This is a genomic window from Fusibacillus kribbianus, from assembly GCF_030053595.1.
GTDB classification, from domain to species: Bacteria; Bacillota; Clostridia; order Lachnospirales; family Lachnospiraceae; genus Lientehia; species Lientehia kribbiana.
Map to the genome: position 1 here is coordinate 37,902 of NZ_JASGBQ010000020.1, position 17,447 is coordinate 55,348.

Consider the following 17,447-nt stretch of genomic DNA (forward strand, 5'->3'; position numbering starts at 1 on the left):
TATATCCTTTTATGGCTGATAGCTCCAGCCGCAGTCGTTATGATAGATCATCAGCCGGGTTTGTCCGCCGTCGATGCAGATATTTTCACCGGTAATAAAGCCGGCTTTGTCCGAGCAGAGGAACAGAACCATACTGGCAATATCCATGGGATTTCCCACACGGCCTGCCGGCTGCTGGAGCGCGTCAGAGCCCTCGTAAACCCTGTAATCTGTGTCGATCCAGCCGGGAGAAATAGAATTGACCCGCACCCTTCCGGCAAGACTCACAGCCAGTGCATGAGTAAGAGCGGAAATGCCTCCCTTGGCCGCCGTATAGCTCTCGCTCTGGGGCTGGCTCATACGGTCACGGGTGGAGGAAATATTGACGATGCTGGAGCCGGGGGCAAACCAGGGCAGAAATAGCTGCGTCAGCAGAAAAGCGGCAGAAACCCCCACCCGAAGTGCATAATTAAACTCCTCGTAGGTACATTCGCTGATACCCTTGAAGAGGGGCGGAGCGTTATTAATGAGGCAGTCCACCCTGCCATATTCTGTGATCACCTTTTCCGCAAAGCGGCGGAGAACCGCTTCCTCACCGACATCTCCTACAAAATACGGGTTTTCTGCAGTATCTATAATGCAGACGCTGGCTCCTTCTTTTTCAAATTCTTCCCGGATGCTTTTGCCGATTCCGCCGGCACCGCCGGTAATAACAATGACCTTATCCTGAAACATGATTCCTCCCTTATCATAAGAACCGTTTCGATGTCCTTTTTACCTAATGTATCACAGAACGCCCTTTATATCAATTCACAGCTGCCAACAAAAAGCCGATGTGCAGCACGTTTATTGTCAAAATCCGCATTTCCGATGCTTCTGCAGGTACAGAAGAACTGGCTCACCTGGAGATCGTTGCCACGATCGTCCATCAGCTGACCCGGGGCTTAAGCGCCGAACAACTGCAGGAACAGGGCTTCTCCCCCTACTATGTGGATCATACGGCCGGTATCTGGCCCCAGGCCGCAGGCGGAATCCCCTTCAACGCCTGTGAGTTCCAGAGCAAAGGCGATCCGATCACAGACCTGTACGAGGATATGGCCGCCGAACAGAAAGCCCGCACCACTTACGACAATATCCTCCGTCTTGTGAAGGATCCGGAGGTCTGTGACCCGATCCGTTTCCTCCGTCAGAGAGAGATCGTTCACTTTCAGCGGTTCGGTGAAGCACTGCGCGTAACTCAGGATCACCTGGACTCCAGAAACTTCTATGCCTTCAATCCTGCCTTTGATAAGATGGACAGCAAAAACTGCTCCTGTGGGAAGCAGCCATGAGACAGGAACTGAATCAGGCCTTTGACACGATTTTAACTTCGTCTCCCGCCGCCTATGCCATGCTTCTCGGAAGCGACGATTACCCGGATGTCCACGGCAGCATGTATCTTTTTCCGTTCTGGGACGGCTCCCTGGTGATCGTGGAGGCTGCCGGACTACCGTTCACCGATGAACCCTGCGAGGGAAAGATCTTCGGCTTCCACATTCATGAGGGAACGATCTGCCTTGGAACGGAGGAGGATTCCTTCTCAGCGACAGGAGAACATTATAACCCGGAAAACTGTGAGCATCCGGCTCATGCGGGCGATCTGCCGCCTCTCTTTGGAAATAACGGCTACGCACTGACCATGTTCTATACTGACCGTTTCCGGCCGGAGGAGGTGGTCGGACGGACAGCAGTTATCCATGAAATGACAGATGATTTTACAAGTCAGCCCTCCGGCCATTCCGGGAAGAAAATGGCCTGCGGAGAGATCCGCGACCAGGAACCCTGAGACTGCCCCGGACCATTTCTGTTTTCAACAGGTAATCTGAAAAAGAGTATCCCAAAAGTCGCATTTCATGACTTGAGGGATACTCTCTCTGCAGTAAAACAGGCAATTTACCATTTATTAAAGACCTTTTCCGCAAAACCGGGGAAATCTTTGATTTCAAGGACCGTTCCGTCATCCAGCACTGCCTCACCCGTGAAGGTTCCGAACACCTGATGCTGATCGGAGCATATGATTTTCACATCGGCGCAGAACGCCCGGTCGAGGATCGGAACAAAGTCCATCTCAAACCGGCCGTCATCGCTGGTAAAGGTCCAGGGGCTCATGTAATCCTCCTTTCCATCCTTCATGGGGATGTTAAAGTGGACCTGACTCAGCTTGTGAGCCTTGTGATCATAAAACAGCATGTTTTCGCTGGCAGCAGAAGTATCCCCAAAGCCGTAACCGATATTCAAACCGAAAGGAACTCCGTCCAGCTGGCCTGAAGCGCTTCCCCAGTACCAGGTGTTTTTGTAGGTCCAGACTCCGCGGCCCCAATCCAGAACACCGAAGGCCTCTCCCTTTTTAAATTCATAGAGCTTTCCGTCGAATTCCACCTTTCCGGAAGCCGGCATACAGTTGATTTTCTGGTTATAATAGAATGCCTTCGTTTTACCTTTAAAGGGAGTCGCAATCACCATGGATTCTGTCTCCGGACATTCCAACCGAAGCCTGCCGCGAATCGGTTTTCCGTCGCAGAAATCATCCATCTGAAACAGGAGCACCCGCTCGCTTCCGTTATTCTCAAATTTCATTTTATAATTCTTTCCGACGGCGGTCACGTCCCCTTCCCTGCTGGAGGAGGGAAGTTTCTTTTTCCCCATGGTAAAGGCGGCCATGGCGCTCTTGGTGTGGCACCAGGGGATTCGAAAATCCAGGAGGGAAATACTGTCCAGGCCCATATAAGAATTGTCGTCAATGGTAAGAGCCACCGCAAATGCTCCGTTGGAAATGAGATAATAATCCCATTCCTTGATCCTTAATTTTCCCGCTTTTATAGCGTTTCTGTCGTAATCCAGCAAAAGCTCTTTTGCATAGCCCGGTTCCACAAGCCGCCCCTTTTCATCCAATAGCGGATGACGTTCCCTGATTTCATGCTGTTCCATACGATTTCCCCCTTCCGCATATGATATGTTTTACAAAGGCACAGGACTGCGGTCTTCGTGAACTCACATCCTGTGCCTGCTTTTTTCCTCTCTATTGCGCTGTTGTCAGCAGACTGGTTACCGCATAGACCTCCGTCCCGTTGTAATCAAGCCTTGACCAGCCATTGCTGCCGATACCGGTACGGGTTATGAATTCTCCGTTGGTCAGGGTGGCAACAATATTCTCCTCCGAACCGGAATTGGGCTCAGAGCGCAGATGGACCTCTTCCTTTGCCGTCACCTGCTCGCTCACTTCCTGATAGGTGGGAACTGACGAGGAAGTTCCGTCTGTGGACAGATAGCTGGTTACCGCGTAAAGGACCTGTCCCTGATATTCCACCCGGGACCATCCATTGTGACCAATACCGGTACGTTTGATCCAGTCTCCGTTATAGATAGTGGCAATGACATCCTCATCCTTCTCGGTACTGGGCACACGCCGCAGATTTGTTTCGATCTTCGCTGTCACCTGCTCATCTACGATCTGGAAATAAACACCGTACTCATTGATGGTGTCGCCCACAGCATACTGGCCGTCCGCATTTGACGGCTGGGCCGCGTTCTGTCCATTCTGGCCGTCAGACGGCTGGCTGCTCTCAGAAGCTTCCGAACTGGATTCCAGCTGAGAAGGACTGCTTTCCCCGCCGTTTGACGGCTGGGAGGCGTTATCTCCGGACTCACCGGCTGCTCCCGACTGGCTGTCAGAAGACTTTGTCCCCCCATCAGCCACCTGCCCTGACGGTGCTGTATTCTTCACACCGCCGCCAACGGCATAGCTGATGCCGTATGAGGCGCCTCCGATTATAATAACAATCAGCAAAAACACAAAAATCCCTGTTATCTCACTGTGATCGGACATCCACTGTCGAATTCCCCGCATATCTATCCTCCATTATCCGCTGTGCTCCGCTCTGCCGCTTTCGGGCTGGCGCCCTTTTCGCTCTGCTTTCCTGCGCAGTGCTTCGCGCCAGAGCTTCGCTCTGACGCTTTCGGGCTCGCGCCCTTTTCGCTCTGCTTTCCTGCGCAGTGCTTCGCGCCCTTTTCGCTCTGCTTTCCTGCTCAGTGCTTCGCGCCAGAGCTTCCGCTCTGACGCTTTCGGGCTCGCGCCCTTTTCGCTCTGCTTTCCTGTGCAGTGCCTCGCGCCCTTTTCGCTCTGCTTTCCTGCTCAGTGCTTCGCGCCAGAGCTTCCGCTCTGACGCTTTCGGGCTCGCGCCCTATAGCGGAAAACAGATGCCCACATCGCCATGCAAGCATGGCTCTGCGTGCATCTGTTTTCCGCTGCACTGCTTGTAGCTTTCGTTATTTTATCACGTTTTGGCGAACAGGTAAAGGCCTATTCGGAGTTTCCAGTCAATTCTAATAAAGAATTAAGATTTCTTTTTCACAGTTAAGCGGCAAAATTTCAACTAAAAATCGTGCCACAGTATTTGAAATAGGTCAGTTTTTTATTTTGCCGACAGAAGAATAATTGCTCCGGAATAAACTATATTTACTACAGAAAAGTATGGAAGTATCTCCTTCATTTCTATTTATCAATCTGAAATGAAAAATAATGGACATAGTCATTCGTGGTTTCAAGCTCCACATTTTCCAGAATTGGAACAGCGGTTGAATATTTGAAATAATTATCTGTGACGATCAGTTTAACCAGAAATTCTTCAAAATCCGGTACAAAAATAAACTTGAAAAGCGCATTGGCTCTTCTTTTAAAAAAACAAAATCTGAAATATACCCTAAAGACAAAAATGGCTTTTATATTTACGCAAAACCAAATCTCTGCGACCCGAACTCTATTGTCAAGTATGTCAGCCGCACCCCGGCCGCCCAGTCATCGCCCTTTCCAGAATTGATTCTTACGATAGTGATAACGTGACCTTTCATTACAACAAACATGAAGATAATTCTTTCGTTAGAAAGACTCTTCCTGCTCACCATGGGCTACGACCCGCTGCAATGTCCAAACTGTAAAAAAGAAATGCTCTTTCTTGAGATGATGAATTTGAAGAAGGCTTCTATATTGATCTTTTTTAACCATCGTCTGTCTTATTATGCTCGCTTCCAGCGGGCATTTTTCAATTAAGGGTTCTCCGAAAGGAGAACTTTCCTTTAATATAATACGAAAAACCCGCACCGGACAACGTCCGATGCGGGTCAATATCTGTCTCTGTATACCTAATGGCACTCGTCAATGCAAGCCCTTCAGGCTGGCGCACTTCGTGCGATAAGGTATATTTTTACACGTGCTTAGACGCTTGCACCCAGAACATACATGGCAATGAAGATAACGGAAAGGATGTATACCAGCACAGGTACCTCCTTTGCCTTGCCGCGGAAGATCTTGATCACGGCGTAGGAGATGAAGCCAAAGCCGATACCATCGGAGATGCTGTAAGAGAAGGGCATCATGGCGATGGTTAAGAAGCAGGGCAGCGCTGTCTCAAAATCATTCCACTCGATCTTTGCAGCGCCCATCATCATGTAAACGCCTACGATGATCAGAGCAGGAGCAGTTGCAGCACTGGGAACGATACCGGCAATGGGAGCCAGCAGTACACAGAGCAGGAACAGAAGACCGGTCACAACAGAAGTAAGGCCGGTACGTCCGCCCTCCTGGATACCGGTGGAGGACTCAACATAAGTGGTAACGGTGGAGGTACCGAGGCATGCGCCGACGCAGGTAGCAAGAGCATCTGCGATCAGAGCTCTGTCACCGCCGGGAAGGTTTCCATCCTTGTCAAGCATACCGGCATTTCCGGCAGTACCGAGAAGGGTTCCTACGGTATCGAAGCAGTCCACGATAAAGAAGCTGATCACTGCCGTCACAAGAGGCAGGATGCCCATGGACATTACGCCGCCGAAATCCAGCTGGAATGCGGTCAGGCTGATATTGCCGATGTGGCTCATGGTCATGGTCTCAGGCATCTTGGTGATTCCCATGGGGATGCCGATGATGGTGGTGATGATAATGCCGATGAAGATGGCACCCTTAATCTTGTATGCAATGAGAATACCGGTGATCAGCAGGCCGATGATCGCCAGCAGAGCGGAACCTCCGGTGATGGCTCCCATATCGGTATAGCTTCCGCCCTCAGGACCGAAGCACTGTACGATACCGGAATTCAGAAGGCCGATAAATGCGATAAACAGACCGATACCTACGGAAATGGCATTCTTAAGGCAGGCGGGAATCGCCTCAATGATCTTGCTTCTCAGAGGAGAAACCGTAACGATCAGGAACAGAATACCGGAAATCAGCACGATAGTCAGACCCTGCTGCCAGGTATAGCCCATACCGAAGCATACGGTGTAGGTAAAGAAGGCGTTCAGACCCATGCCGGGGGCCTGTGCGAAAGGCACATTGGCAATGAACGCGGTGAGCAGAGTTCCGATTGCTGCAGAAAGGCAGGTGGCAACCATGACTGCAGTGAAATCCATACCGGTCTGGGACAGATAGGTAGGATTTACAAAAATGATGTAAGCCATGGCAAAGAAGGTGGTGATACCTGCAACGACTTCAGTCCTTACGTTGGTACCGTGCTCTTTCAGTTTGAAAAGCTTTTCCATTTTTATCCTCCGTTTCTTGAACATAACATGCCGGAACAGGGTGGAACTTCCCCATTCCGGCTGGAATAATATAAAATCAATTTTTATAATATCATAAAATTTTTATAAACTCAATGAGAAAAATGCATAAAATTCCATAAATTATCCTCCAGCCAGTTCATGGCATATTCTACCTCAGTCACCTCCAGCGTAAAGGTCGCATCCGGGCAGCTTCTGCGGCATCCGGTGCAATAGTCGAGATATAAAACTGTTCTCGTTTCAAAACGCTTTCCTCCCTGCATTTCGGAACCGATATTCTGTCCACAGATCCAAAAACATTGGCATGCGGCAAAAGATCACATAGCCGCCATAGAACAGCCAGGACATGGAAGTGATTGATGTCCAGATCATTCTCGGATCATAGACCATATCCGTCTGGCGCAGCATCACTGCCATCCATATCATGCTCAGGCAGGTAAACAGTGCGATCACATACGCACGATCCCGATTGTCAAAGCGGTAGGCAGAAAAGGCAGTTTTTCCCCGTAGACTGCTGCCCCGGCTGCGCACGGATTCAGAGGCAGCTGTCAGGTGATCGATCAGCCAGGTGATTAACATGGAAAAGATACGCAATCCGATTCGGATTCTCTGCAAAACACTTCCCTGGCCGATCCCCCGACCGATTCCCTGCTGTGCTTTATGGATTCTTCCGGCCTCCTGTCTGCATCTGGGCACCATCCGAAGAAAAATTGCCAGAGCGCCGCTGCCTGTGATTTGAGGCAGAGTCAGAAATACCGAGCTGGTATCAAGGATCGGGCCCACGATCAGAAGCATGGCAAACTGTCCAAGAAAATCCCTTACATCCCTGTGAATATCCGTCAGATCCCGCACGGTAAACAGATACCCGTTCTCCTGAAACCAGGGAATCCTTGTACCGATGACCATCAGATATTCCCCGTTATTCTCCTCGATCACATATTCAGTCTCCTCAAACCTCCCCTGCTCCAGCCACCCCGGATCAAAACGGATAACATATTCCGAGGAATCGCTGAAGACCTGACCGTTTTTCAGGCAGATATAATCCCGGTACATTTTGTGGCTGAACAGACTGTCCATGATCATCCGGGCATTTTTTTCCGAAGCATCCTCCTCTGTTTCCATCGCATACAGCTTTTCCAGTGTATAGAGAGCTGTCTCGTAGCTATGGAGCTCCGTTTCCGCCGCTCTGCTTATCTGCCGGTTTTCAAAATATGTACCCATGAACCAGCCAAAGAAGATCCCACAGACCGTCAGTACTGCAAAAATCGAAACCATTATTTTCTGATAAAGCTTCATTCCGTATCCTCCAGCCGGTAACCGATTTTGGGAATAGTCTGTATCAGCTCCGGCTCACCCAGCTTTTTTCTGAGCTGCCCAACATGAACGTCCACTGTCCTTGTCTCTCCGATATACAGATCTCCCCACACCTCCTGTCCAGGCGGATCTCCACATTCCCCACTCTGATGCGGCTCTGCAGCCGGCCAGTCCGTTCCAGAACCTTTTCCACCCGCACCAGAAGCTCTGCGATGGCCGGATTGTCCTCGATAATAAAAATATGATTATCCATGGAGTTCCCCTCCTCTTCGTCTCTTTTATTTTACCATATCCATGCAAAGAAGCACGATTCTCTTTGTAAACAAGTTGTAAATGTGCTAGAATATAGACAGATTCTGTTTCTTACGTACAATTTATCCATTGACATAATATCTCTGTAAGGAGGTCTTCCATGGCATTTTCGACTGCAACCACAGAAAATATCTCAGAGGTCTATACCGGCTGCCTTTCCGGCCTTTCCTTGAGCAAAAAGCTGTATCTGGAGCTTACGCCCCCGTCGGAGGGAGACACCATGGCTGACCGTGAGCGGCTTCTGTACGCATTGGAAAACCAGGTGGACGGGCCGGTAAGCTTTCCTTATTCTGTTTTAAAAAGAGATTACCCGGCCTTTCGGCTGGATCACTGGAGGGTTACCGTCACCCTGGTGTTTACCGGGGACGGCTGGCAGGTCTCCGCTCTGGAGGCCGGCGATACCACCGCCTTCCATTACGGTCTGGCGGTTGATCTGGGAAGCACCACCGTCGTCATGAATCTCATGGATCTGAATACCGGAAGGATCATCCGGGAAGAGGGCTGCTTCAACGGGCAGATTTCCTATGGCGAGGATATTCTCACCAGGATCTTCCACACTCAGGCAGGGGAGGCTCAGAAGAAGGAGCTTCAGGAAGCCACGGTTTCCACCTTCACCGGGCTCATGGACCGGCTGACTGCCCATACGGGCATCGACGTATCCAAAAGCTCCGTTATGGTCATCGGAGGCAATACCACCATGATCCATTTTCTGCTGGGCATTGATGCTTTCCCGGTCTTTATGTCACCTTTTGCTCCTGTATTCAATGACGGCGGATTTATCCCCGGAAGGGAACTGTCCATGCCCTTTGAAGGGCTCGTCTACTGCATTCCCTCCGCTGCCAATTACCTGGGCGGTGATATTCTCAGCGGCCTTCTGGCCGTCGACATGATGAAAAACGAAGAAATTTCCCTCTACATCGACATCGGAACAAACGGAGAAATGGTCATCGGAAGCTCAGAATTTCTGGTGGCCGGTGCCGGAGCCGCCGGTCCTGCACTGGAGGGCGGCATCAGCCGTTACGGCATGCGGGCCGACGCAGGTGCAGTGGACAGTGTATCCGTGAAAGACGGTGTTTTTACGGTCACCACTATCGGTGGAGAACCGATCAGAGGGATCTGCGGCTCCGGTATCGTGGACCTTCTGGCCCAGCTTCTCTTAAACGGATGGATGGATCTTCGGGGAACTTTGCAGCCGGAGCAGTCGGAACGGATCGTTATGAAGGATGGAGAACCGGCTGTCGTCTACGGCTGGGGTGCCTGCCCCGGTGACGGCCGCAGCGAAACGGCAGACGGGGAGGACCGCTATTTTACCCAGTCGGATATTTTAAGCTTTATGGATACCAAGGCTGCCGCCAGTACCATGGTTTCCTGCCTGCTGTCGGAAACCGGCTTCTCTCCCGATGACATGGATCACATATACATGGCCGGTTCCTTCGGCAAATACCTTGACCTGGAATCAGCCATAACCATTGGTCTTTACCCTGATGTGCCCAGAGAACGGTTCTCCTGCGTGGGGAATGGTTCCTTAAAGGGTGCCTGTGCCCTGCTCGCCGACCGGAGGCTGTTTGAAAAGCTTGCCCGCTTCATCCCCAATATGCACTATCTCCAGTTTGCAACCGTGGAGGATTTTGTGACCCAGATGCAGGCCTCCAAATTCTTTCCCCACACCAACCTGGATGCCTATCCCACCGTGAAGGCAAAGCTTCTGGAGGCAGGCGTGTTAAAATAACGGAACAAAAACAAACCGGGAGGCCATCGCTTTTGCAATGGTCTCCCAATATTTTTTCTCATATTTCAGGCTTTCGCCTTTTTTATTCTGCCAGGATCATCCGGTCGTTGGCAAATTCGCCGCCGCTGGCATCCTCAAATTTTTTCAGCAGATCCTCTACGGTGAGCTTTTTCTTTTCCTCACCGCGGACATCGTAAATAATGCGTCCCTCATGCATCATGATCAGACGGTTTCCGAGACGAAGCGCGTCCTTCATGTTATGGGTCACCATCAGAGCCGTCAGACGTTCCTCAGTGACGATCTCCTCAGTCAGACTCAGCACTTTTTTCGCAGTTCTGGGGTCGAGCGCCGCCGTATGCTCATCCAGAAGGAGAAGCTTCGGTTTCTGAAGGGTTGCCATCAGAAGAGTCAGCGCCTGCCGCTGTCCGCCGGACAAAAGTCCTACTTTGGCAGTCATTCTGTCCTCAAGGCCGAGTCCCAGCCGCTTGAGCTCCTCATGGAAGACTTCCTTTTCCTCTTTGGTGACGCCCCATCTGAGGCCTCTTTTTCTGCCTCTTCTGTGCGCCAGCGCCATATTCTCCTCGATCTGCATATTGGCTGCCGTTCCCATCATGGGATCCTGGAACACGCGGCCCAAAAGGGCTGCCCGCTTGTACTCCGGCTGTCTGGAAATATTGACGCCGTCCAGGTAAATGGTTCCGCAGTCGATGGGATACACACCTGCGATCATATTCAGAGTTGTGGATTTTCCGGCTCCGTTTCCGCCGATCACCGTGACAAAATCCTCCGGCTCCAGATGCAGGTTGATGTCCTGCAGAGCCTTCTTTTCATTGACGGTTCCGGGATTAAAGGTTTTGCTTACATGGCTTATGGTCAACATGCTTATTTTCCTCCCTTTCCGTCTTTTTTATCTGTCATCGGATCGTAGCTTGCCGCCTGTCTTCTCTTATCAAGGATAACGGGCACCGTCAGGGCCGCTGCAACGAGAAGCGCAGTCAGAAGCTTTAAGTCGTCTGTATTGAGACCCATCTGAAGCACCACGGCAACGATGATACGGTAAATGATAGAACCGATGACCACAGAAGCAAGCTTCGTACCGAAGCTGTTCTTCTTGCCGAAGATCACCTCGCCGATGATGATGGAAGCCAGACCGATGACAATGGCTCCTGTTCCCTGCTTGACGTCGGCGTAGCCCTGGCTCTGGGTAACCAGCGCGCCGGAGAGGGCTACCAGACCGTTGCTTAAAGCCAGCCCCATCACCTTGTGGGTGTTGGTGTTCATACCCAGGGAACGCACCATATTTTCATTATTTCCTGTGGCACGGATAGCCGAGCCGATCTCTGTACCGAAGAACCAGTACAGCACTGCGATCAACACGATCACAAAAATCGCACCTACGATCATGGAGACCCAGTTCTGGGCCAGCCCCGTCATGGAAGCAAGACTTTTGAAGATGGTCGGAGTCTTGAGAAGCGGCGTGTTGGAACGCCCCATGATCCGCAGGTTAATGGAATATAAACCGATCTGAGTCAGGATTCCGGCCAGAATGGCGGGGATGGCGCATTTCGTATGTAACATGCCGGTCACAAAGCCCGCAATCATGCCTGCCGCCACGGCCACCACCAGTGACAGCCAGGGATTCATCCCGGCTGTGACCAGCGCCGCGCAGGTACAGCCGCCCAGAGCGAAGCTCCCATCCACGGTCAGGTCCGCCACATCCAGTATCCTGTAGGTCAGATAAATGCCAAGCGCCATAATTCCCCAAAGAACACCCTGGCTGACGGCACCCTGAATCGCCAATAAGATTCCCATACTGTTACTCTCCTCCTGACTTTCTCTAAACGAAGATTACTGTGCCACGTCCTTTGCTCTGTCCATAACAGCGTCCAGGCTTACACCAAGCTCCTTGGCAGCCTCAGAGTTTACAGACAGTGCGCAGTCCTCTGCACTGATGTGCTGAACGGGCATCTTGCTCACGTCGGCGCCGTTCAGGACCTCAACAGCCATCTGGCCGGCCAGCTTGCCGAGTGCATAATATTCAAGGCCGTAGGTGGCCAGACCGCCGTTCACAACCATGCCCTCTTCGCCTACGATGCAGGGAAGCCCGTTGGGATTGGTAACCATGGAAACGGTGGACATTGCCTCTGCCAGCAGGTTGTCAGTGGGAATATAAACAGCGTCGACCTTGCCGATCATGGACTCAGCCACAGACTGAACCATGCTGCTGTCGGATACGGTAAACTCCTCGTACTCGAGACCCTTCTCCTTGCAGACCTCTTTTGCAATGTCTGCCTGAACGATGGAGTTATCCTCGGAAGAGCAGTACATGATGCCCACCTTCTTTGCATCGGGAAGAAGCTCAGTCAGAAGATCGAACTGCTCGGCAATGGGGTTCATATCGGAAGAACCGGATACGTTGCTTCCGGGAGCCTCATCGCTGTCCGCAAGGCCTGCTGCCACAAAATCGGTAACGGCAGTTGCCAGGATCGGGATATCAGTAGTCTTGCCTGCTGCAGCCTGTGCAGCGGGAGTTGCGATCGCCAGGATCAGATCACTCTGATTGTTCACAAGCTTTGTGGCAATAGTCTCACAGTTGGAGGTGTCACCCTGTGCATTGTTGAAATTCAGCTCCAGGTTCTTGCCTTCCTCATAGCCGGCTTCCTTCAGTGCGTCTACAAAGCCCTGATAGCTGGCATCCAGTGCGGGATGCTCTGCCAGCTGGATCACACCGATCTTTACAGTCTCACCGTCTGCTGCTGCAGCGGTGGTCTCTTCCTTCTTTGTCTCAGCTGCCGTTGTCTCTGCCTTGGTCTCTGCAGCCTTTGTCTCGGACTTGGCTGTTTCCTTTGTGTCCTTGCTGCCGCAGCCTGCAAGAGCACCCATGGCAAGCATCGCTGCCATTACTACTGCTAATACTCTTTTTTTCATCATAAAAATCCTCTCTTTTTGTTTTTTGAAGCTGATGTACAGCATACTACAAAAGCGCCGGAAAGTCAATACACTAAAGCGTTGTGATTTAAAGTGTTAAAGTGACCTTCAAAGCTCCACTCATCATGCGGTCCTCTCCGTCACGAAAAAAAGGCTCTCTGAGCCTTTTTCATGGAGCATAGGGGACTTGAACCCCTGGCCTCCACACTGCCAGTGTGGCGCGCTCCCAACTGCGCTAATGCCCCGTTTATTTTATTATAAAGAAGCAGGGGCGGAAGGACTCGAACCCTCGACATTTGGTTTTGGAGACCAACGTTCTACCGACTGAACTACACCCCTGTGTAAGCGAAACCTACCCTCCATTTATATCACAGGTTCGCTCCTCTGTCAACTGAAAATTCCTTTTTCCCTGTTTCTTTTTTCAGGTCTTCTTTACGAACTCGGTCCTGCACTTGGGACAGGTAATGCTGATTTTCCCTTTTCCTCGGGGCACGCGTACCGTCTGACTGCAGGAAGGACACTTGAAATAACAGTGCTCCTTATCCCGGCTCCGGTTCTTCATGCGGGAAACACTCTTCCGGATTCCGGTCGTGGCATTTAAAAACCTGGTATTCTCCGCCGCCCTCTTGTAGATATTCTTTGACAGCATGCGGAAATACATGATCACGATCCCCACAACCGCCAGCCAGTAAAAGATCTGATATCGGATAAACAGGGAAAACACCAGAAGCACCATGGTGATCACCATAATACATTTATTGAGCTGATCCGTCCCGTACCGCCCGTACATGAACCTTGTCATCTTATCCCGAAATCCACTCATCGCATTCTCTCCTCTCTGCTTTCCATTAATCATAGTCTCTTTCCCATCCTCCGTCAATGAATGCAGAAAAAACAATTCTGAATTTTTTATAAATAGGAGTTTGTTTCGATGTCTTCTTGCAGTTGCCGCCGTTCCATAGTATAATAGCAAAAGCCGGCCGAAGGGATGCCGACGGCCTTTTCAGACAAAGGAAGGAGCTTTTTTATGGAAGAATTATATGTTCTGGGAACGGGCAATGCCCAGGCTACCAGATGCTACAATACCTGTTTTGCCGTCCGGGACGGGGACGAATATTTTCTTGTGGATGCCGGAGGCGGCAACGGGATCTTAAGGATCCTGGAGGACATGGATATTCCCCTGACCAGCATCCATCATATCTTCGTTACCCATGAGCACAATGACCACATTCTCGGTATGGTCTGGATGATCCGGATGATCGCCACGGCGATCCTGAAAGGAAGCTATGAGGGAAATCTGACGATCTACTGTCATGACGGCCTGGTAGATACCATTAAGACCCTGTGCACCCTCACCATCCAGAAAAAATTCTGCAAATGCTTTGACGACAGGATCCTGTTTGTCCCTCTGAAGGACGGGGATACCAGGCAGATCCTTGATTATGAAGTGACCTTTTTCGATATTCTGTCCACCAAGGCCAGACAGTTCGGTTTTACCACTGTCCTGAAAAACGGCAAAAAGCTGACCTGTGCCGGGGACGAGCCCTACAATCCCGGATGCGAACGTTATGTGGCAGGAAGCGACTGGCTCCTCCACGAGGCATTCTGCCTCTATGAGGACAGAGACCGGTTCAAGCCCTATGAAAAACACCACAGTACCGTCAAGGATGCCTGCGAGCTGGCCGAAAGCCTCCATATCCCCAATCTGGTTCTGTGGCATACGGAGGACAAGGATATCGCCCACCGGAAGGAACGGTATACAAAAGAAGGGAAAGAATATTATTCCGGGCAGCTTTTTGTGCCCGATGACAAAGAGCGGCTGGTCCTGTAGGACCGCCGCTCTTCTTTTCCCTGTCGCTTTATTCTGTACTTTTGTGATAATCCGCGTAAACTGCTTCCACATAAGCCGCATCCACTTCATGGAAATTCTCCGTCAGCCTTGTGGCGCAGGACAGATCCTGATCGCCGGAATCGGGATTGACAAAACCGATGCTGGCCATTCCTGCATTCTTTGCTGCATGAACACCGTGGCAGGAATCCTCCACCACCAGGCAGTCTCCCGGCTCGGTTCCGAAAATCCCGGCTGTTTTTAAGAACACATCCGGCGCAGGCTTGGGATTCGCCACGCTTTCCCCGCTGACCAGCTCATCAAACCAGGAATAAATGCCGAGAGCCTTCGTGGCCAGCACAATATTCTCATAGGGGGATGAGGATGCCACTGCAAGGCGGTATCCGGCCTTTTTCAGGGATTCCAGCATTTCCGGCACTCCGTCCACTCCCGGATAGCCGTCCCGCTCGTAGAGGAAGGCCTTATAGCCCTTCATCATGTCGTTGAAGCCCTCCCGGTCAATGGGCAGGCTGAATTTTTCAATGAGAGCATCGATGATCACCGCATTTGTGGTGCCGATATAGGTTTTATATTCCTCATAGGAAAGAGTCTGTCCCCACTTCTCCAGAGCCATCAGATAAGCCCGGTAATGGACCGGTTCACTGTTCACAAGCACTCCATCCATGTCAAAAATAATACTCTTCAGCATTGTCTCGTTCTCCTCTTTTCCGTTTGTCCCTGTCATTATAGAAAATTTTTCCGCAAAATTCAAGAAGACGTTGCCCTTACTTTTTTCCTGCGATATACTGTTTATAACGGATTTATTTCAAGGAGGCTTACATGTCAGGTTCATCATACGGAAAACTGTTTTCATTTACCACCTGGGGCGAATCCCACGGAAAGGCCATCGGCGTCTGCATTGACGGATGTCCCGCCGGCATCCCCCTCTGTGAGGAGGATATCCAGTCCTATCTGGACCGGAGGAAGCCCGGCCAGAGCCGTTATACCACGAAACGGGCCGAGGACGATGCGGTGGAGATCCTGTCCGGCGTCTTTGAGGGACGCACCACCGGCACGCCCATTTCTCTGGTGGTTTTCAATAAGGACCAGAGGTCCAGAGATTATTCGGAGATCGCTTCCTATTACCGGCCCGGTCATGCCGACTACTGCTTTGATGCAAAATACGGTTTTCGGGATTACCGGGGAGGCGGCCGCTCCTCCGGCAGGGAGACCATCGGCCGCGTGGCGGCAGGCGCTGTAGCCATGAAGATCCTGCACGCCCTGGGGATCGAGGTGTTTGCCTACGCCGAAGAGATCGGCGGGATCCGCTGTGAGACTGTGGATCCTTCCCTGCGGGACACGAATCCTTTTTATATGCCCGACGCAAACGCTGCCGCAGCGGTTCAGGCCCTGGCGGAAAAACGGATGAGCGAATGCGATTCCATCGGCGGCATTATTTCCTGCGTCGTGAAGCATATGCCGGTAGGCATCGGCGAGCCTGTCTTCGAGAAGCTGGATGCCAACCTTTCCAGGGCCCTTTTCTCCATCGGCGCAGTGAAGGGCGTGGAGATCGGAGACGGATTTGCCGCAGCGAGAAGCACCGGCTCCGAAAATAACGATGAATTTCTTCCGGCAGAACATACAGGGGAGCCTTTGAAAAAGGCCTCCAACCATGCAGGAGGCATCCTGGGCGGTATGAGCGACGGCTCTGACATCCGCATCCGGGCTGCCGTCAAGCCGACCCCTTCCATCGGGAAGGAGCAGCAGACCGTGACACGAGACGGCGATCCCATCAGCATTTCCATCCGGGGGCGCCACGACCCGATCATTGTTCCCAGGGCCGTGGTGGTGGTGGAAGCTATGACAGCCGTCACGCTGGTGGACATGCTCTTTGCGGGCATGACCGCACGGATGGATCGGATCTGCAGCTTTTTCGGCCGTTCTCCGGAGGAATAGTATAAAAAGGAGGCATCTTATTATGATAAACATTCTCTGTTACGGAGATTCCAACACCTGGGGCTACATGCCCCTTGTCCGTACCCGTTATACGGAGGCTGAACGCTGGCCGGGACTTCTGGCAGCTGCTCTCGGCGATGACTTTCACATCATCGAGGAGGGCTTAAACGGGAGAACCACAGCCTTCACCGATTATCTGGAGCCCTACCGCAACGGCCTCGACTACATTGCCCCCTGCATTCTGACCCACGCACCGCTTGATCTGGTCATCATTATGCTGGGAACAAATGACACCAAAGCCCGTTACTGCGTTTCCTCCAAGGAGATCACTGACGGCATGAAGAATCTCATCCAGAAGCTCCGCTTCTATTATCCGACGGACAAATATCCCATGCCGCCCATTCTTCTGGTGGCGCCCGGTCCCCTCATCGGAGACAAGGACGATCCGGCCTTTGACGAGGCTTCCGCCAGAAAGGCAAAGGAGCTGCCGGCCCGGTACGAGGCGCTGGCAGAGGAGCTGGGGTGCCTGTTCTTCAACGCCCAGACGGTACTGAGTGAACAGGACCTGGGCGGCGACGGACTTCATCTGACGCCGGAAGGCCACAAAAAGCTGGCCGACGCCATGGAAGCGATCGTAAGAAAACAGTTTGCCTGAATAACAGGGGATGCCGGCCGGCATCCCCTGCATTTTTGTGTCACAGTAAAAATAAACCCCCTGCTATGCAGGGGGAGGGCAGTTCTTTAGATTAAAGTACTCCTATGCTAGAATAAAAGTAGGTCTGCAAACCACAAATATAAAAGCATAGGAGGTCC

General features: G+C 51.6%; 17 protein-coding genes, 2 tRNA genes and 1 pseudogene. 7 read left to right on the forward strand and 13 right to left on the reverse strand.

Translation table 11 applies throughout. The features are described from left to right. Window positions 1-9: 9 nt before the first annotated feature. Window positions 10-714 (reverse strand): SDR family NAD(P)-dependent oxidoreductase, encoded by a 705-nt coding sequence (locus QJ036_RS10400; RefSeq protein WP_283231319.1) that lies wholly within the window; start codon window positions 712-714, stop codon window positions 10-12. Between the two features lie 98 nt (window positions 715-812). Between QJ036_RS10400 and QJ036_RS10405 the strand changes: the two genes are divergently transcribed. Together QJ036_RS10405 and QJ036_RS10410 are read left to right on the forward strand one after the other, a co-directional pair. Continuing rightward, on the forward strand, window positions 813-1,310 hold the full coding sequence (locus QJ036_RS10405) for a manganese catalase family protein (protein WP_283231320.1): 498 nt from the start codon (window positions 813-815) through the stop codon (window positions 1,308-1,310). Continuing rightward, a complete protein-coding gene (locus tag QJ036_RS10410) occupies window positions 1,307-1,804 on the forward strand; it encodes a superoxide dismutase family protein (RefSeq protein ID WP_283231321.1) in 498 nt (165 codons plus the stop codon). The genes QJ036_RS10405 and QJ036_RS10410 overlap by 4 nt, the downstream gene beginning before the upstream one ends. A gap of 107 nt (window positions 1,805-1,911) precedes the next feature. Here the strand turns inward: QJ036_RS10410 and QJ036_RS10415 are convergent, their stop codons facing one another. Both QJ036_RS10415 and QJ036_RS10420 read right to left on the reverse strand, forming a co-directional pair. Then, window positions 1,912-2,946, reverse strand: a complete 1,035-nt coding sequence (locus QJ036_RS10415) for a DUF2804 domain-containing protein (protein ID WP_283231322.1) — start codon at window positions 2,944-2,946, stop codon at window positions 1,912-1,914. A gap of 91 nt (window positions 2,947-3,037) precedes the next feature. Beyond that, window positions 3,038-3,865: an SH3 domain-containing protein gene (locus QJ036_RS10420; protein ID WP_283231323.1), complete on the reverse strand. Its 828-nt coding sequence runs from the start codon at window positions 3,863-3,865 to the stop codon at window positions 3,038-3,040. Between the two features lie 768 nt (window positions 3,866-4,633). Here QJ036_RS10420 and QJ036_RS14395 point away from each other — a divergent pair. Further along, window positions 4,634-5,065, forward strand: a pseudogene (locus tag QJ036_RS14395) (transposase); the annotation flags it as partial. Window positions 5,066-5,229: 164 nt separating this feature from the next. On the opposite strand, the gene QJ036_RS10425 reads toward QJ036_RS14395, so the two are convergent. From QJ036_RS10425 to QJ036_RS14245, 3 genes are all read right to left on the reverse strand, one after another. Further along, a complete protein-coding gene (locus QJ036_RS10425) occupies window positions 5,230-6,549 on the reverse strand; it encodes an NCS2 family permease (protein WP_283231324.1) in 1,320 nt (439 codons plus the stop codon). Window positions 6,550-6,807: 258 nt separating this feature from the next. Continuing rightward, the gene (locus QJ036_RS10430; RefSeq protein ID WP_283231325.1) at window positions 6,808-7,863 is read right to left on the reverse strand and encodes a hypothetical protein; all 1,056 of its coding nucleotides are present in this window, start codon (window positions 7,861-7,863) and stop codon (window positions 6,808-6,810) included. Next, window positions 7,860-7,994, reverse strand: coding sequence for a winged helix-turn-helix domain-containing protein (locus tag QJ036_RS14245; RefSeq protein ID WP_334305452.1), 135 nt, complete (start codon window positions 7,992-7,994; stop codon window positions 7,860-7,862). Before QJ036_RS14245 ends, QJ036_RS10430 begins: the two co-directional genes overlap by 4 nt. Window positions 7,995-8,293: 299 nt before the next feature. On the opposite strand from QJ036_RS14245, the gene QJ036_RS10440 reads away from it, so the two are divergent. Further along, window positions 8,294-9,922, forward strand: coding sequence for an ASKHA domain-containing protein (locus tag QJ036_RS10440; protein ID WP_283231327.1), 1,629 nt, complete (start codon window positions 8,294-8,296; stop codon window positions 9,920-9,922). An 82-nt stretch (window positions 9,923-10,004) separates the two neighbouring features. On the opposite strand, the gene QJ036_RS10445 is transcribed toward QJ036_RS10440, so the two are convergent. The 6 genes from QJ036_RS10445 to QJ036_RS10470 all read right to left on the reverse strand — a co-directional run bounded on the left by QJ036_RS10445 (window position 10,005) and on the right by QJ036_RS10470 (window position 13,706). Continuing rightward, complete coding sequence (locus tag QJ036_RS10445; protein WP_283231328.1) at window positions 10,005-10,802, reverse strand: ABC transporter ATP-binding protein; 798 nt, start codon at window positions 10,800-10,802, stop codon at window positions 10,005-10,007. 2 nt (window positions 10,803-10,804) lie between these two features. Further along, window positions 10,805-11,734, reverse strand: coding sequence for an ABC transporter permease (locus tag QJ036_RS10450; protein WP_283231329.1), 930 nt, complete (start codon window positions 11,732-11,734; stop codon window positions 10,805-10,807). Window positions 11,735-11,770: 36 nt separating this feature from the next. Further along, entirely contained in the window at window positions 11,771-12,850 is a 1,080-nt protein-coding gene (locus QJ036_RS10455; protein WP_283231335.1) for an ABC transporter substrate-binding protein, read from the reverse strand. 172 nt (window positions 12,851-13,022) lie between these two features. Next, window positions 13,023-13,095 (reverse strand) — tRNA-Ala (locus QJ036_RS10460). Window positions 13,096-13,116: 21 nt separating this feature from the next. Then, window positions 13,117-13,189: transfer RNA gene (locus tag QJ036_RS10465), tRNA-Trp, on the reverse strand. 82 nt (window positions 13,190-13,271) lie between these two features. Continuing rightward, on the reverse strand, window positions 13,272-13,706 hold the full coding sequence (locus QJ036_RS10470) for a hypothetical protein (protein ID WP_283231330.1): 435 nt from the start codon (window positions 13,704-13,706) through the stop codon (window positions 13,272-13,274). A gap of 171 nt (window positions 13,707-13,877) precedes the next feature. Between QJ036_RS10470 and QJ036_RS10475 the strand changes: the two genes are divergently transcribed. Beyond that, window positions 13,878-14,681 carry an MBL fold metallo-hydrolase gene (locus QJ036_RS10475; protein WP_283231331.1) on the forward strand — a complete coding sequence of 268 codons (804 nt, stop codon included), beginning with the start codon at window positions 13,878-13,880 and terminating at the stop codon, window positions 14,679-14,681. Between the two features lie 28 nt (window positions 14,682-14,709). Here QJ036_RS10475 and QJ036_RS10480 read toward each other — a convergent pair whose 3' ends face one another. Next, a complete protein-coding gene (locus tag QJ036_RS10480; protein ID WP_283231332.1) occupies window positions 14,710-15,387 on the reverse strand; it encodes an HAD family hydrolase in 678 nt (225 codons plus the stop codon). A 131-nt stretch (window positions 15,388-15,518) separates the two neighbouring features. Between QJ036_RS10480 and aroC the strand changes: the two genes are divergently transcribed. Together aroC and QJ036_RS10490 are read left to right on the forward strand one after the other, a co-directional pair. Next, window positions 15,519-16,634, forward strand: coding sequence for a chorismate synthase (gene aroC, locus QJ036_RS10485; protein ID WP_283231333.1), 1,116 nt, complete (start codon window positions 15,519-15,521; stop codon window positions 16,632-16,634). A 22-nt stretch (window positions 16,635-16,656) separates the two neighbouring features. Continuing rightward, the gene (locus QJ036_RS10490) at window positions 16,657-17,289 is read left to right on the forward strand and encodes an SGNH/GDSL hydrolase family protein (RefSeq protein WP_283231334.1); all 633 of its coding nucleotides are present in this window, start codon (window positions 16,657-16,659) and stop codon (window positions 17,287-17,289) included. Window positions 17,290-17,447: the final 158 nt, after the last annotated feature.